Origin of the sequence: Enterobacter sp. BRE11 (genome assembly GCF_031844285.1) — a bacterium.
Lineage (GTDB): Bacteria > Pseudomonadota > Gammaproteobacteria > Enterobacterales > Enterobacteriaceae > Pantoea.
Genome location: NZ_JAUZUX010000017.1, coordinates 28,560 through 48,817, shown reverse-complemented (window position 1 = coordinate 48,817; position 20,258 = coordinate 28,560). Strand labels below are relative to the sequence as shown.

The following is a 20,258-nucleotide window of genomic DNA, read 5'->3' as shown; positions in this document are numbered from 1 at the left end:
CACTTGGGGCAGCGGTTGGCTACATCACTATTTCTCGAAACGCGTTGATATGATAAGAATTCAAGAATAAAGTTTCAAGAACTGTTTTCGAGAATCGCAACGCATTGATTTGCTGTACCGCGCCAGAGGGTTGAGCGGGATTGTCGCAAACCTACGTTTTTGAGAAGAAGGAGACTGCATGCCCCGCCGTTCAATCCTCTCCGCCGCAGAGCGCGACAGTCTCTTGGCGTTGCCCGATACCCAAGACGAACTCATCCGGCTCTACACGTTCAGCGAACCCGACCTGTCACTAATCCGCCAGCGGCGCGGTGACGCCAACCGCCTGGGTGTCGCGGTGCAATTATGCTTATTGCGCTTTCCCGGTCAGGGCCTGCTGCCCGACGCTGCGGTGCCGATGCCCCTGCTGCAATGGATCGGACGGCAACTGCGCATCGATCCATCGTGCTGGCCACAGTATGCAGAGAGGGAAGAAACCCGGCGCGAGCATCTGCTTGAGCTGCGTGCATATTTGGGCATGGAGCCGTTCGGCCTGGCGCACTATCGGCAGGCTGTCCATGCCGCGACCGAGTTGGCCTTGCAAACCGACAAGGGCATCATGCTGGCCAACAGTGTTCTCGACGACCTGCGGCACCGACACGTCATCTTGCCGACGCTGGATGTTGTCGAGCGCGTCTGTGCCGAGGCGATCACCCGCGCCAACCGGCAAATCTACGAAACCTTGTCCGAACCGCTATCGGACGCGCATCGTCGCCGCCTTGACGATCTGCTCAAACGCCGGGACAACGGCAAAACGACCTGGCTGGCCTGGCTGCGCCAGTCACCCGTCAAGCCCAATTCGCGGCACATGCTCGAACACATCGAACGCCTCAAGGCATGGCAGGCGCTCGACCTGCCTTCCGGCGTCGAGCGGTCGGTGCACCAGAATCGCCTGCTCAAGATCGCCCGCGAGGGTGGCCAGATGACACCCGCCGACCTGGCCAAGTTCGAGGCGCAGCGGCGCTACGCCACCCTGGTCGCGCTCGCCATCGAGGGCATGGCCACGGTCACCGACGAAATCATCGACTTGCACGACCGCATCCTGGGCAAGCTGTTCAACGCCGCCAAGAACAAGCATCAGCAGCAGTTTCAGGCATCCGGCAAGGCGATCAACGCCAAGGTGCGGCTGTTCGGGCGCATCGGCCAGGCGCTGATCGAGGCCAAGCAAGCGGGCCGCGATCCGTTCGCCGCCATCGAGGGCGTACTATCCTGGGATGCTTTCGCCGAAAATGTCACCGAAGCGCAGAAGCTCGCGCAGCCCGAGGACTTCGATTTCCTGCACCGCATCGGCGAGAGCTACGCCACGTTACGCCGGTACGCGCCGGAATTCCTCGCCGTGCTCAAGCTGCGGGCTGCGCCCGCTGCCAAGGATGTGCTGGACGCCATCGAGGTGCTGCGCGGCATGAACAGCGACAACGCACGCAAGGTGCCTGCCGATGCGCCGACCGACTTCATCAAGCCGCGCTGGCAGAAGCTGGTGATGACCGATGCCGGCATCGACCGGCGCTACTACGAGTTGTGCGCACTGTCGGAACTGAAGAACGCGCTGCGCTCCGGCGACATCTGGGTGCAAGGCTCACGCCAGTTCAAGGATTTCGAGGACTACCTGGTACCGCCTGTGAAATTCGCCAGCCTCAAGCTGGCCAGCGAACTGCCGCTGGCTGTGGTCACCAACTGCGACCAGTACCTGCATGACCGGCTGACGCTGCTAGAAACACAGCTTGCGACCGTCAACCGCATGGCGGCGGCCAACGACCTGCCGGACGCCATCATCACCGAGTCTGGCCTGAAGATCACGCCTCTGGATGCGGCGGTGCCTGACACCGCGCAGGCGCTGATCGACCAGACCGCGATGATCCTGCCGCACATCAAGATCACCGAACTGCTTATGGAAGTGGATGAATGGACGGGCTTCACCCGCCACTTTACGCACCTGAAATCGGGCGACCTGGCCAAGGACAAGAACCTGCTGCTGACCACCATACTGGCCGACGCGATCAATCTCGGCCTGACCAAGATGGCCGAGTCCTGTCCCGGCACAACGTATGCCAAGCTCGCCTGGCTACAAGCCTGGCATACCCGCGATGAAACCTATTCGACGGCGCTGGCCGAATTGGTGAACGCGCAGTTCCGGCATCCCTTCGCCGAGCATTGGGGTGACGGCACCACGTCATCGTCGGACGGCCAGAACTTCCGCACCGGCAGCAAGGCCGAGAGCACCGGGCACATCAACCCGAAATATGGCAGCAGCCCAGGGCGGACGTTTTACACGCACATCTCCGACCAGTACGCGCCGTTCCACACCAAGGTCGTGAACGTCGGCGTGCGCGACTCGACCTACGTGCTCGACGGCCTGCTGTACCACGAGTCCGACCTGCGCATCGAGGAGCACTACACCGACACGGCGGGCTTCACCGATCATGTCTTTGCCCTCATGCATCTGCTGGGCTTCCGCTTCGCGCCGCGCATCCGCGCCCTGGGCGACACCAAGCTGTTCATCCCTAAGGGTGAAGCCAGTTACGACGCACTCAGACCGACGATTAGCAGCGACAAGTTGAACATCAAGGCTATTCGTGCCCATTGGGATGAAATCCTGCGCCTGGCTACCTCGATCAAACAGGGCACGGTGACGGCCTCGCTGATGTTGCGCAAGCTCGGCAGCTACCCGCGCCAGAACGGCCTGGCCGTTGCGCTGCGCGAGCTGGGGCGCATCGAGCGCACGCTGTTCATCTTGGACTGGCTGCAAAGCGTGGAACTACGCCGTCGTGTGCATGCCGGATTGAACAAGGGCGAAGCCCGCAATGCGCTGGCCAGGGCGGTGTTCTTCAACCGGCTGGGCGAAATCCGCGACCGCAGTTTCGAGCAGCAGCGCTACCGGGCCAGTGGCCTCAACCTGGTGACGGCGGCCATCGTGCTGTGGAACACGGTCTACCTGGAGCGCGCCGCGAATGCTTTGCGCGGCCACGGCCATGGTGTCGATGAAGGGCTGTTGCAGTACCTGTCGCCGCTGGGTTGGGAGCATATCAACCTGACCGGCGATTACCTCTGGCGCAGTAGCTCCAAAGTAGGCGTGGGGAAATTCCGACCGCTACGTCCGCTCTCTGGGTCTTAGCGTACGATTTTTTCCGTTTTCTGAGGTGACCCCTTTAAGTACTACAAGACGGCTGTATAGTGTTGATGGGTTACTCATATGGATTTCAAGTCCATTGAGTTTTTTAGGAGGGAATGCTTTAAAAGATCTATTCCAGATTCGATTGTGATGTGCAGATAGATTTCTGAAGTGACTTAAGGTATGAAACCAAGACGCCATTATTTCTGCGTTTCGTATGTTGAATTTACCCGCAACTTGCTTTTGGTCATAGTGGTGTAAATTTTTATAAATGCGTGACCATGCTCCGAAGCTGAGAGTTTCGGTGATCATCCATGAAGGAGGATATTTAGGATGATCATATTTGTCATGGTAATGCTCAATAAACACCTCTTTTGCATCCCGTATTTGTCCAAAGAAACCCTCATAGTCGTAATTGCTATCTAGGTTAGTTAAATCCATGAACCAATGACATCCGTAAGTCGCACTCATATACTCTGACAGGCAAGTGCGCAATCCAATCTCAACTTTCTGTATTTGCTCTAGAACAATTAGCCTAAGCTTTCGGTCAAATTCGTAAAGCGAGATCACATCTTCAATGGTTGTGCCGGGTACAAACTCTTTTGGTTCGAGCAGCTGCGGTACTCTTTCCTGAGTGGTTTTATAGTATGGAATGCAGTAGCCGCGCAGGCGAAAGTAACCTATGAACGTGAGCGCAGTTATCGCAGCACTTTCATCATCAATGGTCAAACCGCGTTGTCTGAGTTTTGCAATCAAAGCTGTGACGTCTACAGGCGGTTTTTGATACAAGCGGGGTCTATTTTGTTGGGGGCTAGCCATTACGTCCTATCCGGCTTGAGAGAAGACAAAAAAAAACCCGCCATAATGCGCATCTCTGAGAGACTAGGCGTGGCGGGTGTACTTAATAATACAATAATATTATTTGACGAAGTCGTCAACCGACTTTGACATCTTCAAACTGGCCCTGCTTACTTCTTCCTATGACAATAGGGTATACCCTAATGTCATGACTTAAAGTCCCATCCTAAAAATCGCCGGCGGCTACTAGAAGCATTAACTCGATTTAGGATAAAAGATAACCGCGTGGCAAGTTTTGGCATACCTAGGTCGAAAAATTATCAGTAGTCGGCTGACACTAAACCGGCCTTTCAAGAGAAACTCAATGCTCCGGTTCAGCCGGAAAGCTAACCGGTCAGCTTTCCGGGAACGTCATCAGCTTAAGGTTTTCCTCAAAGTAGTCGTCATAAACCGCTTCGTTATCCTTCTTCATCCTGAGGTGTATGAAGTTCGGCACTGGGGGGCTCGTTGCACGGTGTGAAAAAACCTCGTCTTGAATGGACCTGAGTTTGTAGTTCAGGTCATCATTGTTAAAACGGCCGGCAATCTTAATATCCGATATCTCTTTATCTATGTAATCTTTTACCTTTTCAATTCTGTCCCTGCTCTTTCTGTTATCAAGAAACTGCAGGAGAATGTACCTGATTAAGGGAAGGGTGAAGACCACGTAAAAAAGGGCATCGTTCAGCGTAGCCTTCATCATGATCCCGTATAGAAGCAGGCTGAAAAGCGACATGGATATGCCCCAGATATAGAACACGTTCAGGCGATCCCTTAAAGACCGGTCCCAACCGAAGTTTTTACCGTGGCACAGTAAAGCCATTACACTCTGCGGCGCATCGTAGGACTTATTGACGTACCATCCTTCGCTGCCAAAACGGGCTTGTGCCTTGGCCGGCCTGTCCTGATAGAAACGTGCTGCCCTGAATACGTTATCCCTGGAAATTTTCTTTCCCACGCGGAGGTCGTTCCATTTTATTCTAAGGACATTACAGTCATACATTTCCTGAATGGTCGCCGCCTTTCTGCGCTCAGAAGAGATGTAGCCACTAAGTGCAATATTGACTGTAAGAACGATCAGGCCGTATAGGCCCATGTATGCCGATAGAAGCTCCTGCGGAACGCTGTACCGGCTTTTCAGAATGGCTGCCGCAACTGAGAGAAGTACTGGTAACACAATACTGATGAAAAAATTAACGCTGCTGAATATCTTTATGCGGTTGTAAAGATGCGCTTGCGCGTAAAGCAGGCTCATGTTGTCCGGCGTTGACTGGCTTGTGTAAAGGGTATTCATCGTATTATCCAAATGCCGGGAAGTCTGAGCCGAATATTTCGCGCCACTTATTTATGGACTTCTGATGCTCGTTATTTTTCTCTAATCCCCTTGCTTCGCTCACCTTTAGCGCCTCCGAACTGAATTTCTGAGATATTTTTTCTCTCGCTTCATAAGATAAATGATTAATGTCTCCCTGAATGTTTTTATGATCGTTAACTGAATATCGAATGTAGAAGCTGAGATGGTTAAAGAGACCCTCAAGCTCCAGGTCTACCCATTGCTGACAGGTTGTCCTGTGCTCGTAATAGTTGAGAATAAGGGTCTCAAGAAGATAGGAGCCGATGGACGGCAATGCTTTAGTTGTCTGCCAGTACTTCACTGCCCGAATAACGTTCAGCATGTTGCCGCTGTTCTTAACGTTTATTTCAGTTGTTCTTGCTTTATCAATGCGCGGGTCTGTTTTTTTCCAGTTACCGCTGCCGTCCGGGATCAGGTAGTAGCTGCGTCCCAAAACATCGGCGTGAGTTATAAAGCAGGGAACAATATCAAAGTTCCACGTTTTTGTGCTCAGCTGAAGAGTCACCGCTTCCTGATTGCGCTTCAGGTCAGCCTTCTCATACTGCGGAATGTTCTGCAGTTTATTTTTAAAGTGATTCAGTATCCTGACCGAGCTGATCGTCTGAGAATCAGGATGCCGGAAGTTATTCAGTCGTCTAGGGGTATCGTCTGAATTGAGCGTTATCCGGTCACTATAAATCGTGTAAGTGCACCCTTCTGCGGACAGGCCAAACATCAAATCTATATCGTCAAGCGGCCTGATTTTCGTTCTTCTGGCGAAAGAACCAAAGCCGATATGAATTTCCGGATAATTTTTAGGTGACGCGGCGTCTGACTCAAAACCGTTAAGTTTTTCATACAGCCAGTCTCTGCTGGTACGCGCATCGTCCGTACTGGACTTTCTGAGGTTTACCACGTCACTCATAAATTCACTAAATGCGCTTGTTACGGTAGTTGCCATTGAAAATCCTTAGCATGGTAAAAGTTAACAAGGGGATAAGACTTTCGCCAACTTAATGCGATCGTAGTTAAAAAATTTAATGCAATAAGAAAAATCCTTTTTGAGGATATTTAGCATGTCGGACCAGATCAATTATTTCTAAGGTAAAATATCAGCAAGCTTATAATTTTTGCCCTACAAGGCTGGCATTTTATAAGCAGGAAGATGTGTCCTAAACCGACCGGTTTCCTACATGTAGGATATAGTCTGTCCGAAAGTTAGTGTTTTTAATTTCGGACATGCGCTATAATAAGTACACCTGTTTCGTACATAAAATAACTACATGTCACGAGTTTTTGCCTACTGCAGGGTATCGACCCTCGAACAGAACACTGAAAACCAGCGTCGTGAAATCGAAGCGGCCGGCTTTGCCATCAGACCCCAGCGACTGATTGAAGAGTATATAAGTGGTTCAGTCGCGGCTGCTGAACGCCCTGGATTTATGCGTCTCCTTGATCGAATGGAAAACGGGGACGTTTTAATCGTAACGAAGCTGGATCGCCTCGGGCGAAACGCCATGGATATCAGAAAAACCGTTGAGCTACTTTCTGCTTCAGAAATACGGGTACACTGCCTGGCGCTGGGAGGGGTAGACCTCACCAGTCCGGCCGGAAAGATGACAATGCAGGTAATCTCGGCGGTTGCTGAATTTGAGCGCGATCTGCTACTTGAACGTACACATGCTGGTATTGCGCGGGCTAAGGCATCCGGAAAGCGTTTCGGCCGCCCGCCGGCTCTGGATGACGAACAAAAGAAAGCGGTGTTCTTGCGTCTTAGTGAAGGGAAGAGTATTAGCGCGATCGCCCGCGAATTTGACACCACACGGCAGACCATTTTAAGAGTGAAAGCGATAATGGAAGACGCTGATGCTCGTTCATGAATTGCTTTTCTGCGTATGTCCGCTTTGTGCCAGAAGCGGACATCGCCTGAACCTGGCTGTTATGTACCAAGAAAGGACATGACTATCATCCGGACAGTTATAAATTGAGCTGAGAAAAGATGCTCAGTCACGTAGGAGAATCTCCGCCTTATTAACTTTCTGCTAAATCTTAAATAATTAGTTCCCATGCACGTAATCAGGATGGCTTGAGGACTATTACGGCATAGCGGCAAAGGTCATTGGTATCATTTTTGAAGATACAGTCAGCAGGATCGCCCAGCTCAAGACAATCACCCGGTAGCATCTCAAATGTTGTGCTGCCCTCAATAAATGTCAGCTTACCCTCAATGACCCAGATGAGCTGACGTCGTGAAAGATAGGAGATAGCTGGCATAGGCACAGCAGTATTTGCAGGTAGCTCGATACTGACCAGGTCTACGGGTATCTGCCCCGGTGAAGCATGGCGACGAATGTAGCCTGTTTCAGGATCCTGCCATACGGCCTGATTTTCATATCTGACAAGCACACCGGTGCGAACTTCCGTTTCAGCAAGCAGCTGGGACATAGACATATCGAAAGCGCCAGAAAGTCTTGCAAGCAGGGTTGCTGTCGGGCTGCTTTCACCACGCTCAATTTTATGAATCATCGCCCGTGATACGCCTGAATTTTCTGCCAGATCGGTCAGGGACCAGCTCCGGCTTTCTCTTTCCGCCTTGACCTTCAGGCCAATACGAGCGTTCAAATCATCTTCTTTGCTGGACAAATCATCTAACATAATAGATAACTAAGATAGTGTACGGTTAATCTACTTTAGTAAATGAGTAACGGGGTGTCTACTATGCAAATTCGTGCTGCAACAGAACGCGATGCTGAAACCATCGCTGAGATTTATAACGACGCTGTGCTTAATACCACGGCGATCTGGAATGAAAATAAGGTCGATTTTCTCAACCGAATAAAATGGATGAGAGACCGCTGTGAGGCAGGTTTTCCCGTCATTGTCTTAGTTGACGTGAACGATTCCATAATGGGTTATGCATCATATGGTGACTGGCGCCCATGGGACGGGTATCGCCACACCGTTGAGCATTCTGTATATGTGCACAAAAGTGCCCGGGGACGGGGTGCAGGTAAAGCTCTGATGGAGGAACTGATCAGACTGGCTGCCGATCAGGGTAAACATGTCATGGTAGCTGGCATTGAATCTGAAAACGTCGCATCCATATCGCTACACAAAAAGCTCGGTTTCACAGAGGCTGGCAGGATGTCAGAGGTGGGCACCAAGTTTGGCCGCTGGCTGGATCTGACGTTTTTGCAGCTACGCCTTGATACGCGGGAACACCCCTGATAGCAGATACTCTCAGAACGCCAGAGTAATGGTAATCAGGGGCACAGGGACGTGCTGGTAGCAGCATTTAAAGTCAGAACTTGCGTAATGCAACGAGAAAAGCGCCCGTGACCAGGAACACAGCTCCGATTATGGCTGGCAAATTTTTTAACAAACTCTCTGTACCGCTGCGGTAAATATCATATCCGAGACCTGCGACAAGCTGACTGGCGACCAGTATCGCAATCGTCCGCGAAGCACCGATATTTTGATAACCCGTTATTCCGGTAAAAACAAAAAAAGAACCTAAAATGCCCGGCAGAAGCATCCAGCCTTTGAAAGACTGCAACAGTTCGTGAAACCCTGACGCACCTGTCTTTCCCGCCAGTAAGCTGATAAGTAAAACAAGCCCTACGGCAGAATTCAGCACCAGAGCTATCAGTACAGTTGAAGCCGAGTGAGTTATCCTGGTCATCAACGTGTTCTGAATAACCAGCGCAATTCCTCCGGCAATTAGCATCAGGAATGTGAGTACTGAAGTCATGCTAAATCCTCTAAATCCTGCCACTGGGATTTAATATGGATACTATATAGTGGATTTATTGTCTACTATTTGATACTGAGTAACAAGTGGATTTTGAATGCTTCAGAATATTCGCTCAACGCAAATGCTACATCAGGTTCATAGATGTAGATCAGGAAATGCAAATGTCCGCTTTTCGCTCAAAGCGGACGTTTAGCACTCTTTACAGTTGATCGCGCTATGCCAATTCTGTTGGAAATCCGTCATGGCTTACCTCAAAGCGTAAAAATTGGTCGGGTATACTCAAATGTCATAGGGTAAATCGCGCCTGAAAACCCGTAATGTCATCACTTATAAGTCACGGGGCATATTGTCATAACCTAAAAGTCATCAGCTCGAAAAGGATCGAAGGGTGTATAAGGTTCAATGTTTGATCAACGTAATACTCACGATACTAAATAGGGGCTAATGGCATATATCTCGTTACATTGCCCTCAATGAAGTGGGGCGTATGCTGCGGAATAAGACCGCTTCTTACTGACTACCTGACCTATCAGCCAGTTCAATGGTGGCGTGGCAAGCCTTGTAAATTAAAGATATTACTGATTTGGCTTATGCTATTCTGCGGAAAGTCTTATTTTGCAACAGGGTACGAGCATGAGCCCCCGTGATTCAGTAACATCAGCTCCCGAAAAGAAAACCACTCGCAACAGAAAGAACCCGACTTCGGATAAAGAGCGAGTACGTGCCTACCAGGCACGTAAACGTGAGACGCATAAAGAAATTAAGGTGTTCATACGTACTGAGCAGAAACAAGCGTTAATCAGGTTATGCGAAGAAGCGGGTAAGACTCAGGCAGAAATGCTTGAACACCTTATCGAAGCCGAAACTAAAAAAAAGGGTTTTTCGTAAGGGGATTACGTTATTGCTCAGCATTATAATGAGTGATAGATTACGAATAGTTGAGAATTCATGGCTGGCCACGCCGGAAGGTGGCAGGGATCTGAGGCGGTAGTACCAAATCAGAAAAGAAAAAACCCCGATAATCTTTCTTGTTTGGCGACGCGACAAGATTACCGGGGCCCTAGAGAACCGCATAGAACGATTGCTCTATGCGGGGAGTATAGATTTATGCCCGGAAAAAGACAATCCGTTCTGTGCGTACTCCTCCCGTGCAATTTAAGCGCAGGGCGGGGTGGATAAACACACTTTAGTTACTCAGGCTAAAAGACCTGATAATCGGCACCGTGGCGAACACTCAACCGCCTGCAAATGCTCTAATCCTGAGTGGTTTGCACCCAAAGGCTATCGCCGTCTGCCGGGCCAGATGGGGCACGCCATGAACCGCCTTGTGAATAAGGATAAGCGCACAGGAAAAATGACCCTGCGCCAGCGCATGTCCCGTCACCCCTACTTTGTGCAACTGCGCGACGTCGCTGGCCGCAAGCGTGACTTTCGCCCGGAGAAGCAGGCGCTGTATGACGCCATGTGGCCGCTGTGCATCCAGCGCGCCGATCTTGCGACGTCAGTAGTGACCTATAACAGCAGCAGGCTCGCAGACGATCTGAGCCCGAAAGACGAAAACGGCAACGTTATTCCAGAAACGCGCGTCGAGCAAAGCCGCCTCTCCCGGCTGTTTGAAGAGTGGGAGCGTTACGGCCTGATTGAGCGGCCTGATCTTGAAATGGACCCCGTAACCGGCTACTGCATGCCGCGCCATATCGTGCTGACCGACCAGTTCTGGCAGCTATGCGGCATCGACATGAACAAATTTCTGGCTGAGCGCAATGAACGCCTTGCCGCAGAGGCCGACGGGATCATCGAGCCAGGCACACACGCCTCCGTTCGCGTCGCACGCCGGCGCTGGTATGAAAATATGCGCATGGCCACGCTGATTAGTCGTCGTGATAAAGCTTCCAGGCAGAAGCGCCGCAAACGGTTGAGTAAATTGCCGCTCGATGACAGGCGTAACGCAATGGCCAGGCTGCTACGCGCGCGTCCGGTCCATGAGTGGAAAATGCTGCCTCCGGAGGACTTCGACCGCCTGGTCTGGAAATGTCTGCGCCAGCTGGAACTGGGGCTCGACTATGAGCCCGTGCTGTCTGAAGTACCCGATATAGTCCACTGACATACCCGCTCATTTTAACCGCCTTGACTGGCGGTGAAGTCGTTTGTGCCGGGCGCTGAACGCCCTCTTTTGCGCCGGTAATTCTCCCCGAAATTAATGAACTGTGGCCGCAAAATCACTGCGGCCTTTTTTATCCACAGTTACCCGCAATCAACATCAGAAAATTACCGGCAATTACAGTCAGCGCTACGCGCAATACAGTCCTGACTTACGTCAGAAAGAATAATCAAAATAATAAATAAGGTTTTCATGCAGGCATCTGGCGAGGATAAATTTAATGCCTTCACTTGCAGTGGCCGCAGGCGTCCGCGCCGCTCAGAACCTGAAGTAGCTCCCGCCTGCCGGCGGCGGGCGATGTACATTAGTTACATCATCCATTTATGCTTCCATTTAACCCCCATCCGAGCCGAACCTGAACCCCCGCGCCCCTCTCCGGCAAAACCCCGGCGCCGGACCTGAAGCCCGGTTGCCCCCACTGACCAGCCCCGGCCGCCCGACCCGAAGGGTCGGTACTGCAGTGGCTGATTAATGGGTGCTGTAACTAATTGCTTGGGTGTCGCTGTGGGTGGTGCCGCGGGGGCTTTCTTTCGTCTGCGACCGTCTGGCTTCTGTGTGCCTGACAGGCCGCTGCGTCAACGGCGGTCGGGCAGGGCGTGGTGGGGCCGGGGATATACGCGTCGAAGAGCTGCGACTTTGCGTTACATTAGAAAGAAAGGTTGAAATAACCTGTGGCAATGAGATAGCTCATCAAGCGAAGCCCTCCTCTGTTTGTCCGGTAACCTTTGAGTCTTAATTAACACATGCACGTCGCTAAAATCAGGACACAGGTCACCGCTCCAGTTTCAACGTCATCTGGGCGCAGATTTTCAGCAGTGCCGACGGCAGGTACAAAATTATAAAACGTGTGCGGTTTACAACTATGAGGGGAGAGTTTTGAATATGACATCATGCGTGGTCTTCATCCTGAAGTATTAGAGCGAGATATCAGCCAACCCTTAGCAGGAATAAGTGAACTCTCCGTGTGGGCTCGTAAATCCATTTCAGGCAGGAAAATCGGAAAATTGCCTTGTGGTGCTGAGGTTTCGCTTGGCGAGAATACAACCGGGCTTTGAGCGAAGCGGTTATATATTTCAATTAGTTACATAGTATTAATCTCGTCCGACTGTTCCATGAGCTGTTCTACACTTATACCTTCAGTCACACAGCCTGATTGAAAAAACAGCATCAATTAGAGGGTGGCGACAGCAACGAGTCACGCAATCGCAGCCATCAAAACTGATCGTGCATGAGAGGAGAACACCATGAAAGCAGTTGTCTATAACGGGCCTTTTGACGTTTCAGTAAAAGAGGTTCCGGACCCCAAAATAGTGCGCCCAACCGATGTGCTTGTCCGTATTACCACCACCAATATCTGCGGTTCCGACCTGCATATGTATGAAGGGCGAACCAGTTTCGAACAGGGCCGCATCTTCGGCCATGAGAATCTGGGACAGGTGATTGAGATCGGCAGCGGTGTTGAGCGGATTAAAGTCGGTGATTACGTCTGCTTGCCCTTTAACGTCGGCTGCGGATTCTGTGAAAATTGCGAGAAAGGGTTAACCGGCTACTGCCTGACGGCAAACCCGGGTGCGGCCGGAGCCGCCTATGGTTTTGCTGAGATGGGGCAGTGGGACGGCGGACAGGCAGAATTACTTCGCGTTCCCTTTGCTGACTTTAACTGTCTGGTGCTGCCTCCGGATGCAGTTGAGAAGGAAGAAGACTACGTTATGCTTTCCGACATCTTCCCGACCGGCTGGCATGCCACTGAGCTGGCAGGATTACGCCCGGGAGAGAGTGTTGCTATTTACGGCGCTGGCCCGGTCGGCTTAATGGCTGCGCACTCGGCCATGATTAAAGGCGCATCACAGGTGTTTGTTGTCGATACCCATCCCGACAGACTGGCATTAGCCGAACAAATTGGCGCTGTGGCGATCAATGGCGTGGGTGATGATGCGGTAAATAAAATTCTCGAATTAACCGATGGGCGCGGCACGGATTGCGGCTGCGAATGCGTAGGTTATCAATGCTGCAATAAGCATGGCCACGAGGATAACTCCGCCACCTTGAATAGCCTTGTCGCGTCAACCAAAGCCACGGGCGGCATTGGTGCGGTAGGTGTTTTTGTTCCTCAGGATCCTGGGGGGGCGACCGATCTGGCTAAAGAAGGTAAAGTGCCTTTTGATTTTGGTACTTTCTGGTTCAAAGGTCAGTCAATTAAGACCGGTCAGTGTAACGTAAAAGCCTACAACCGCCAGCTCGCAAGGCTTATCCATCAAGGGAGAGCCAATCCGGCGCAGATCATCTCACATCGTCTCGCGCTGTCAGAAGCCCCTGAGGGATATAAGCATTTTGACGATCGTGATAATGGCTGGACAAAAGTCATTCTGAAACCCTGAATTATGAACCAACAGAATAAAAGCCATATTCAGGCCGTGGTGATAGTGAGAATAAAAACCGTCTGTCTGTGGCTTAATGTTTTACATCGCATATTATGGAAAAAAGGAGAAGTGAAAGAGTTAAAGTGTCTCGCAAATCAAGCTTCAAGGACTTTATTTAAAAAAAATTACGTTAAGCGAAACATGATAGTAGTAATGGCCTTTAAGTTCTTTCCCTGCAAATTTTGAGTCACATTCCAGACTTCTAAGCACGGCCAACATACAAGGGTGGGGTTGGATTTGCAGTATATGAAGGCGGAGGGCGGCTGCGCCGCGCTACCGGCGCCGTTCAGCTACCGGGTGATATGTAGGACTGGCTGGCGCCTTCATGCCGCTGCGCGGCATAGGGAGGGCAATCGGGTAAAAACATAATCGCGTCTGAATGCTGGCAAATTGCGAGGCGGTATCCGGTTTCGCTGGAGGCGTAAACCAGTCCGGCCTGGTCACAATCACCGGCTGATCAGGCTGGCTGACGAAGTTAGGCGACATGATCTGCACGCCGAATTCACTGAACACATCCTGTATATAGCCATGAAGAATACTCCTTACCCCGGCCAGTGATTCACCTGCCTGAAGCCGGACCTGCAGTTCGTATGCCACATACCAGTCCTGCAGCGCCAGCTGACGTACCAGCGGAGCAATGCTGTGGTTAATCCCCGGAGTGCGACTGGCGGCCAGCTCCAGCATCGCTTCAACCTGCCGCCAGAACCGTAACCTCGTAGTTCTCGCGGGTCAGAATTTTCGTTGCCAGCATGCCAACCTCGCTGACGACGCCCTCATGATCGGCAATCCTGATCACTTCGCCTTTGCGCAGCGCGCGGGAATAGGTCAGCACCAGGCCGCTCATGGCATGGTTCATCACGCCTGCCGCTCCGGGCGTCAGCATCAGTCCGAAGAAAACGCTTATTCCTTTGAAGGCGAGCGAGTCAGCGCCGGGCAAAAACGGATAAGCCGCCGACAAGGCGAATAACCATATGACGACGCTGATGAGTTTACGGATAACGCCGACCTATCTTACCGTTCGCTCCTGGCGCTTGTGTCTGTCCGCTCAGTGCCAGAAGCGGACATTGGTGCTTAAGTAATCCTAAATTTGCATTTAAAATTAAAAGCGTGAAACATTGAAAAGGTTATTACCTAATTCCAAAATTGCATAATCAGTTATCTCATCCATGTTTAATATGTAACCTTAGCTGAGGAGATATTATGTTAGACGAATATAAAAAATGCATCGAATCCTGTTACCTATGCGCAACTGCATGTGATAACTGTGCGGCTTCGTGTCTCGAAGAAGAGAATCTTGAGATGATGCGCGAGTGCATAAAACTGGATATGCAATGTGCAAATATCTGCCGTCTTGCAGCTCAATTCATGACACTAAATAGCGATTCAGCCCAAGCGCTCTGCCGTCTTTGCGCTGACGTTTGTCAGAAGTGCGGCGATGAGTGTGGAAAGCATGAACATGACCATTGCCAGGAGTGCTCCAGAGCTTGTCATCACTGCGCCGAACAATGCAGAAAGATGGCCGCCTGAGAATAAATTCAAATTACTAAACCCGCTTCGGCGGGTTTTTTAATCCCAGTGATAAGCCGTAGGTGGGTGAGACAGGTGAGTTTAAAGGGGCGGGCGGGAAATGGATCTACTCGAAAGGGCTGGCCTTAATGACAAATTCTGGCACAGATTATTTGAATGACTCAATGTCCGCTTTTCGCTCTTAGCGGACTATAGGCCAGCTGCAGAGCTGTTTGCCATCAGACCCAGCCGGGACCCTCTGGCGACGACGCTTGTGACGTCTGGCGGAGCTTACTGATTCTGCCGGTAGTGCATCAGGGTTGATGACCTGGCCCTACCGGGGAGCTGGAGAACACCAGCAGGATGGTTATGCTTTTAATCATCAGAGGAAGAAAACCGGTGGAGCTGCTGTCACACAGCAGCATTAAGTGAAGAAAGCAGACCGTGAGACAGCGCGTTGGAGAGAGGAAGCGCAGGCGAAGGGAAATAACCGGTACGTCAGTCCCACCTTTCCAGGGAACACCGTAAACGACCAGACTTACGGGTGCAGTTAAAGTGTGAAATCGACGTGCTCGCCGCCGGGCATATTAACACCGATAGTTAGCTGGCCGCCGAGCGCTTCAACATATCGTTTGAGCGTCGCGATTTTCAGATCCTCGCCTCGCCCTTCGATAGCCGCCACAGAAGGTTGCGCGATCCCCATAGCTTCTGCCTGCTGCTTCTGCGTTTTAGCCAGCGCCTCGCGAAGTTTATACAGCTGAGAATCAAGCCGCATTTCTGCAACTTTATCATTCACCTGAGTCAGTTCCTCGGGTGTCAAATCAGCCATCAGATCATCCAGCGTTTTCATTTTCCACTCCGTTTCAGTTGGTCCAGGTGTCGGTGATACTCGCGTTCAGCCGTTTTAATCATGGTCTTGTAAAAACGCTTTTCATCAGCGCCTTCTTTGTTACCCGCGCAAAGGATGATGGCTTTGCGAAGAGGATCGAACACAAAAAATCCTCTTACAGGTCGGCCGTTGCTCTGTACTCTGAGCTCTTTCATATTGGGGATTTTCGAGCCGTACAGCGTATCGACATGCGGCCGCCCGAGGTGTGGACCTTCCTGCTTCAGAAGGTTCAGTGCGGCAATAAAGTCCAGCTGCATTGCTCTGTCCTGCTCTTTCAGCCATTCAGCGAACAAATCCGTGGTTTCAACAATCCACACAGGCCCACCTTTATAAATTACAATCTATATAGAATATATATTAGAGTCTATATTTTCAACGCTGTTCTGTATCAGTTTGAGCATGTGATGGTGGGCTTTGCTGCTGGCGGGTTCTGTTACAAATTCTGGACAGACCGGAGCCGCCTCGCTACTCGGGCCTTTTGTGTAAAACCTGCGGCGTCATTACCGGCCCAGCCCTCAGCGGCTGAATCTTTCTATGGTCTGAACGCGCTGCTGCTGGCCCGCTGCAAGGGTTGATCTAAAGTGCGCCATCGGAGCCGGCAAAACTGGAAAATTGGGAGCCTTAGAATTTTGATGCTAATGTCCGCTTTGTACCAGAAGCGGACGTTGCAAAGTCCATAACGGTTCATTGAATGACAGGGGATAAAGCAGGACAAAGCTTACATACGTCCTGTTCTGAGCGCATTTAACCAGTCGGGACGGTTATTCGCGCTCGCAACTAAAGCGGCTGATTCCCAGTCATACTCAACCGCTCTGAGTTCTGCATTCCATAACCCGTTATGTTGCTCCACTATTGCATAGCGGGCATGGGGAGAACCACTTTCCATGACATGCGCACAGGGTGTGTCATCATCATAGGCCTGTAACCCTACGCTGCCAGGGTTGACAATCAGTCGGCCGTCAGCCAGCCGCATTTTTCGGGGGATGTGCGTATGGCCGCACAGGATGAGCGATTCGCTTCTGCTTGCAATAAGCGCTAAAACGCGCGCTTCAGACGACGGCCGCACACCTGAAGCAGTGACTTCTTCGAGAAGATAAACAAGGTCGTCACCCGGGACGCCGTGCACCATCAGTATGTCCTCACTAAAAGTTAACTCTGCCGGCAGGTTTTTAAGCCATCTCCAGTGCGCAGCCTGAAGGCTTTTGAACGCATGCCTGTCAGACAAGCTCATATCTGAAAAATCCAGTTCGAGGAGTTGTCGTTCGTGATTACCTCTTACAGTTGGAATGTCAAGAGGCATCAGCCTGTCAGCGGTTTCCGCAGGGAACAGCCCTCCCGAAACAATATCGCCCAGGTTCACAATCTGATCGACTCCCTGAGACTGAATGTCCGCCAGCACAGCATCCAGCGCCGGAAGATTCCCGTGAATATCTGATATCACTGCCAGTTTCATACTGTTTTCCCGGTTATGTTTAATCTCACAGATTCCCTCACCTGAGCGGCCTGCAAAATGGATAAAGACACTGTCTGCGATTAACCTGTCCGAAGAATAACGCGGCGTCTGTCCTGATGCACAGTTCAGAAGTATGGGCAGTCAGCTGAAAGGTTGTATGACGGCTTTGCAGATTATTTCCCAGTATATGAAGCGCTTATCACGCTTGCACTTCTCATGTCGGCTAACAAAGGCGGTGTAAGCCCAGGTCTACCTTGTCAGGGCTGGCACAGCAGCTCTGAGCCAGAAACAGACGTTGAAAAATCCATAATGTTTCATGCTGCTTCCCCCTGTTTTGTCTTTACTCACCCGACTTATCATTCGGGCATTCTGTAAGCTGACAAGAGATCCCCGCATTATATTCATTACGGGGAACAGGCATGAGGGTAACCCTTATCTCTGCCCGGTATGATTCACCGGGACTTACTGGCCAGTTCGATGCAAAGCGCGCCGATCTGCTGCACAGCCTTCAGAAGTTCAGGTGTGGGTTCATTTGCGCAATTCAGTCGAAGAAAATTATGTAAGTCGCTCCCACCAGGAGAAAACAAAGCGCCTGGACTTACGCCAATGCCCAGCGCCAGCGCGCGGCGATGCACCTCCAGGGTATCTATCGGGTGCGGGAGTTCTACCCATAGCAGAAAACCCGCTGCTGGCATGGCAGCATGCGTTCCCGGCGGGAAACTCGACCTGACCTGTTCCAGGACAGCCCGCATCCCCTTTTCAATCCGTAACTTCAGATGTCGCAGGTGACGCTCGTAGTGACCACTTGCCAGAATCTCACCCGCTGCTGCTTCAAGCTGCGGCGCGCCCGCCCAGTCGCCAGCCATGCGAGCCTGCAAAACCTGATTATGATAGCGGCCAGCCGCAACCCATCCGATTCGCCAGCCCGGAGCCAGCGTTTTGGACAGGGAACTGCAGTAAATAACATTCCCGCTCTGGTCGAATGCCTTACATGCCGGAGGACGTTGCTCCTCACCAGCCAGGTCACCATACACATCGTCTTCGATGAGAGGTATGCCCGCTTGTTCAAGCAAAGCAACAAGCTTGCGCTTGCGTGTGACAGACATGCTGGCCCCAAGCGGGTTCTGCACCGTAGGTGAAGCCAGCACAGCAGCAGGCCGGTGAATGCAGACAGCTTCGGCAAGCGGTGCCAGCATTAAGCCCTCAACAGGATCGGTAGGAATTTGCAATGCTTTCAGACCTAAATCCTCCAGAAGCAGAAGCGTTCCAAAGTAAGCAGGCTGCTCAATCGCCACCGCATCACCTGGCTGGCATACTGCCCGCAGAGCCAGGCGCAGAGCCTGGGTTGCGCCTGCAGTAATGATGAGATCATCTGCATTAAAACGGGCGCCCCACAGCGCTGCGCGTGTAGCAATCTTACTGCGTAGTTCTGCTCTCCCGGGCGGCAGGCTGTAGCTCTGCCCGCCTGCTTTAAGACGGCGACCTGCAGCCTGCAGCGCCCGCTGCAGAGTAACAGCAGGCAGCCAGTCTGCATCAGGCAGCGCTGCGCCAAGTGGCACCAGACGAGTCTCTGCGTTGCTGAACAGTGAACGCGCTATGGCTGACATGGTGACGGGCACAGGACCACGCAAGGTATGAAGAAGCTGTATGTCCCGGGAATCCTTTATCTGACGCACAAAGTAGCCCGAGCGCGGTCGCGCTGTAATCAGGCCCTCTGCCTCAAGACAACGGAGTGCCTCCAGTGCTGTCGGAAGGCTGACCTGCTCGCGTTCAGCCAGCTTACGTGTGGAAATCATCCTGTCGCCGGGCCGCAGGACTCCTGACGCAAGGGTGAGCCGTAGCATCTCAGCAATGCGGCGATAATGAGGTAGCGACGTGAGCGGAGCAGACATTGCAATCTGTATAGTCGGTTTTTTGATAAATCTGACTATACAGACGATGAAGCACCGCATCTATAGTGTCGAATATGATTCAGACAAGGAGGGACTATGCTTAGCAAGAACTTTGATCTTTCTACCTATTTCCGTCGTATTAACTATACCGGAGCAGCGACCGCTGATACTGCCACTCTGCATGCTATGATGCGCCATCAGCTCTTCTCGATACCCTTTGAGAATCTGGATGTGCAGGCAGGTAAAATCGTCTCGCTGTTACCTGAAGATATTGCTGACAAGTTGCTGCAACAAGGCCGGGGCGGCTACTGCTATGAAGTCAATGGATTGTTTGCCATGGCGCTGGAAGCATCAAACATCCCGTATCGTTTCGTTGCAGCGCGACCCATGTTCTATCCGGCCAGGCGCCCCAAAACCCATATGGCGTTAATTGCTGAAGTTGATGGTCGACAGTGGCTTTGCGACCTCGGTTTTGGCAGTTATGGCATCCGCGCACCCGTGGCCCTGGACATTCTTGATACTGAAATCAAACAAGATTTCGATACCTTTCGACTTACTCGTGACAAGCATGATAACTATCTGCTGCAGGCGAAGGCAGAGGGTGAATGGTGCAACCAGTACAGCTTTGACCTCTCACCCTGTGAGTGGACAGATTTTGTTCCGGCGAACTACCTCAACTCTACTCACCCTGACGCCATCTTTGTGCAGAAACTGCTGGTTATACAGCACCGGCCTGAAGGACGCCTGATTTTGCTGGGCGATATGCTGAAATGGGTTTCAGCGGATGGAGTAGAAAAGCAGCAGCTGAAGCAAAGCGAGATCTTTTCTGTGCTGAAAAACCGCTTTGCTTTGCAAATGCCGGAATAAA

The 20,258-nt window shown here is 51.6% G+C and carries 17 protein-coding genes and 1 pseudogene; 8 read left to right on the top strand and 10 right to left on the bottom strand.

The window, feature by feature from the left end; all coding sequences use genetic code 11:
* The first annotated feature begins 178 nt into the window (after nucleotides 1-178).
* The gene (locus tag Q9R34_RS17470) at nucleotides 179-3,148 is read left to right on the top strand and encodes a Tn3-like element TnShfr1 family transposase (RefSeq protein WP_024945956.1); all 2,970 of its coding nucleotides are present in this window, start codon (nucleotides 179-181) and stop codon (nucleotides 3,146-3,148) included.
* Here the strand turns inward: Q9R34_RS17470 and Q9R34_RS17465 are convergent.
* The 3 genes from Q9R34_RS17465 to Q9R34_RS17455 form a co-directional block, all read right to left on the bottom strand.
* Nucleotides 3,125-3,964 carry an Abi family protein gene (locus Q9R34_RS17465; RefSeq protein WP_485895337.1) on the bottom strand — a complete coding sequence of 280 codons (840 nt, stop codon included), beginning with the start codon at nucleotides 3,962-3,964 and terminating at the stop codon, nucleotides 3,125-3,127. The genes Q9R34_RS17470 and Q9R34_RS17465 overlap by 24 nt on opposite strands.
* Before the next feature lie 373 nt (nucleotides 3,965-4,337).
* Nucleotides 4,338-5,276 carry an S-4TM family putative pore-forming effector gene (locus Q9R34_RS17460; protein ID WP_040126236.1) on the bottom strand — a complete coding sequence of 313 codons (939 nt, stop codon included), beginning with the start codon at nucleotides 5,274-5,276 and terminating at the stop codon, nucleotides 4,338-4,340.
* 4 nt (nucleotides 5,277-5,280) lie between these two features.
* Nucleotides 5,281-6,276, bottom strand: a complete 996-nt coding sequence (locus tag Q9R34_RS17455; protein WP_040126235.1) for a nucleotidyltransferase domain-containing protein — start codon at nucleotides 6,274-6,276, stop codon at nucleotides 5,281-5,283.
* A 322-nt stretch (nucleotides 6,277-6,598) separates the two neighbouring features.
* On the opposite strand from Q9R34_RS17455, the gene Q9R34_RS17450 reads away from it, so the two are divergent.
* Entirely contained in the window at nucleotides 6,599-7,195 is a 597-nt protein-coding gene (locus Q9R34_RS17450; RefSeq protein WP_033755777.1) for a recombinase family protein, read from the top strand.
* 196 nt (nucleotides 7,196-7,391) lie between these two features.
* On the opposite strand, the gene Q9R34_RS17445 is transcribed toward Q9R34_RS17450, so the two are convergent.
* Entirely contained in the window at nucleotides 7,392-7,970 is a 579-nt protein-coding gene (locus tag Q9R34_RS17445) for a helix-turn-helix domain-containing protein (RefSeq protein ID WP_485895334.1), read from the bottom strand.
* A gap of 63 nt (nucleotides 7,971-8,033) precedes the next feature.
* Here Q9R34_RS17445 and Q9R34_RS17440 point away from each other — a divergent pair, with 63 nt between their 5' ends.
* Complete coding sequence (locus tag Q9R34_RS17440; protein WP_485895332.1) at nucleotides 8,034-8,543, top strand: GNAT family N-acetyltransferase; 510 nt, start codon at nucleotides 8,034-8,036, stop codon at nucleotides 8,541-8,543.
* Between the two features lie 73 nt (nucleotides 8,544-8,616).
* Here Q9R34_RS17440 and Q9R34_RS17435 read toward each other — a convergent pair whose 3' ends face one another.
* Nucleotides 8,617-9,066: a DMT family transporter gene (locus tag Q9R34_RS17435; protein ID WP_485895330.1), complete on the bottom strand. Its 450-nt coding sequence runs from the start codon at nucleotides 9,064-9,066 to the stop codon at nucleotides 8,617-8,619.
* Between the two features lie 636 nt (nucleotides 9,067-9,702).
* Between Q9R34_RS17435 and Q9R34_RS17430 the strand changes: the two genes are divergently transcribed.
* The 3 genes from Q9R34_RS17430 (at nucleotide 9,703) to Q9R34_RS17420 (ending at nucleotide 13,608) form a co-directional block, all read left to right on the top strand.
* Nucleotides 9,703-9,957, top strand: a complete 255-nt coding sequence (locus Q9R34_RS17430; protein ID WP_046289565.1) for a RepB family protein — start codon at nucleotides 9,703-9,705, stop codon at nucleotides 9,955-9,957.
* Between the two features lie 283 nt (nucleotides 9,958-10,240).
* The gene (gene repA, locus Q9R34_RS17425) at nucleotides 10,241-11,173 is read left to right on the top strand and encodes a plasmid replication initiator RepA (protein ID WP_485895328.1); all 933 of its coding nucleotides are present in this window, start codon (nucleotides 10,241-10,243) and stop codon (nucleotides 11,171-11,173) included.
* Nucleotides 11,174-12,474: 1,301 nt separating this feature from the next.
* Complete coding sequence (locus Q9R34_RS17420) at nucleotides 12,475-13,608, top strand: glutathione-independent formaldehyde dehydrogenase (RefSeq protein ID WP_239314994.1); 1,134 nt, start codon at nucleotides 12,475-12,477, stop codon at nucleotides 13,606-13,608.
* A 315-nt stretch (nucleotides 13,609-13,923) separates the two neighbouring features.
* Here the strand turns inward: Q9R34_RS17420 and Q9R34_RS17415 are convergent.
* Nucleotides 13,924-14,656: pseudogene (locus Q9R34_RS17415) on the bottom strand (mechanosensitive ion channel family protein); the annotation flags it as partial.
* A 194-nt stretch (nucleotides 14,657-14,850) separates the two neighbouring features.
* On the opposite strand from Q9R34_RS17415, the gene Q9R34_RS17410 reads away from it, so the two are divergent.
* A complete protein-coding gene (locus tag Q9R34_RS17410; RefSeq protein ID WP_103793601.1) occupies nucleotides 14,851-15,177 on the top strand; it encodes a four-helix bundle copper-binding protein in 327 nt (108 codons plus the stop codon).
* A gap of 529 nt (nucleotides 15,178-15,706) precedes the next feature.
* Here Q9R34_RS17410 and Q9R34_RS17405 read toward each other — a convergent pair.
* From Q9R34_RS17405 to Q9R34_RS17390, 4 genes are all read right to left on the bottom strand, one after another.
* Nucleotides 15,707-16,006: an XRE family transcriptional regulator gene (locus tag Q9R34_RS17405; RefSeq protein WP_071668522.1), complete on the bottom strand. Its 300-nt coding sequence runs from the start codon at nucleotides 16,004-16,006 to the stop codon at nucleotides 15,707-15,709.
* Nucleotides 16,003-16,362 (bottom strand): type II toxin-antitoxin system RelE/ParE family toxin, encoded by a 360-nt coding sequence (locus Q9R34_RS17400; RefSeq protein WP_239314993.1) that lies wholly within the window; start codon nucleotides 16,360-16,362, stop codon nucleotides 16,003-16,005. The genes Q9R34_RS17405 and Q9R34_RS17400 overlap by 4 nt, the downstream gene beginning before the upstream one ends.
* Before the next feature lie 401 nt (nucleotides 16,363-16,763).
* Nucleotides 16,764-17,498 (bottom strand): metallophosphoesterase family protein, encoded by a 735-nt coding sequence (locus Q9R34_RS17395; protein ID WP_239314992.1) that lies wholly within the window; start codon nucleotides 17,496-17,498, stop codon nucleotides 16,764-16,766.
* Between the two features lie 452 nt (nucleotides 17,499-17,950).
* Nucleotides 17,951-19,390, bottom strand: coding sequence for an aminotransferase-like domain-containing protein (locus tag Q9R34_RS17390; RefSeq protein WP_239314991.1), 1,440 nt, complete (start codon nucleotides 19,388-19,390; stop codon nucleotides 17,951-17,953).
* A 96-nt stretch (nucleotides 19,391-19,486) separates the two neighbouring features.
* Here Q9R34_RS17390 and Q9R34_RS17385 point away from each other — a divergent pair, with 96 nt between their 5' ends.
* The gene (locus Q9R34_RS17385) at nucleotides 19,487-20,257 is read left to right on the top strand and encodes an arylamine N-acetyltransferase family protein (RefSeq protein WP_239314990.1); all 771 of its coding nucleotides are present in this window, start codon (nucleotides 19,487-19,489) and stop codon (nucleotides 20,255-20,257) included.
* Nucleotide 20,258 lies beyond the last annotated feature (1 nt).

Bases quoted from the DNA above. Each gene is read 5' to 3' on its own strand.
- Q9R34_RS17465 (WP_485895337.1), bottom strand. From the start codon at position 3,964: ATGGCTAGCCCCCAACAAAATAGACCCCGCTTGTATCAAAAACCGCCT.
- Q9R34_RS17420 (WP_239314994.1), top strand. From the start codon at position 12,475: ATGAAAGCAGTTGTCTATAACGGGCCTTTTGACGTTTCAGTAAAAGAG.
- Q9R34_RS17470 (WP_024945956.1), top strand. From the start codon at position 179: ATGCCCCGCCGTTCAATCCTCTCCGCCGCAGAGCGCGACAGTCTCTTG.
- Q9R34_RS17445 (WP_485895334.1), bottom strand. From the start codon at position 7,970: ATGTTAGATGATTTGTCCAGCAAAGAAGATGATTTGAACGCTCGTATT.
- Q9R34_RS17405 (WP_071668522.1), bottom strand. From the start codon at position 16,006: ATGAAAACGCTGGATGATCTGATGGCTGATTTGACACCCGAGGAACTG.
- Q9R34_RS17455 (WP_040126235.1), bottom strand. From the start codon at position 6,276: ATGGCAACTACCGTAACAAGCGCATTTAGTGAATTTATGAGTGACGTG.
- Q9R34_RS17390 (WP_239314991.1), bottom strand. From the start codon at position 19,390: ATGTCTGCTCCGCTCACGTCGCTACCTCATTATCGCCGCATTGCTGAG.
- Q9R34_RS17435 (WP_485895330.1), bottom strand. From the start codon at position 9,066: ATGACTTCAGTACTCACATTCCTGATGCTAATTGCCGGAGGAATTGCG.
- Q9R34_RS17460 (WP_040126236.1), bottom strand. From the start codon at position 5,276: ATGAATACCCTTTACACAAGCCAGTCAACGCCGGACAACATGAGCCTG.
- Q9R34_RS17430 (WP_046289565.1), top strand. From the start codon at position 9,703: ATGAGCCCCCGTGATTCAGTAACATCAGCTCCCGAAAAGAAAACCACT.
- Q9R34_RS17440 (WP_485895332.1), top strand. From the start codon at position 8,034: ATGCAAATTCGTGCTGCAACAGAACGCGATGCTGAAACCATCGCTGAG.
- Q9R34_RS17410 (WP_103793601.1), top strand. From the start codon at position 14,851: ATGTTAGACGAATATAAAAAATGCATCGAATCCTGTTACCTATGCGCA.
- Q9R34_RS17450 (WP_033755777.1), top strand. From the start codon at position 6,599: ATGTCACGAGTTTTTGCCTACTGCAGGGTATCGACCCTCGAACAGAAC.
- Q9R34_RS17385 (WP_239314990.1), top strand. From the start codon at position 19,487: ATGCTTAGCAAGAACTTTGATCTTTCTACCTATTTCCGTCGTATTAAC.
- Q9R34_RS17395 (WP_239314992.1), bottom strand. From the start codon at position 17,498: ATGAAACTGGCAGTGATATCAGATATTCACGGGAATCTTCCGGCGCTG.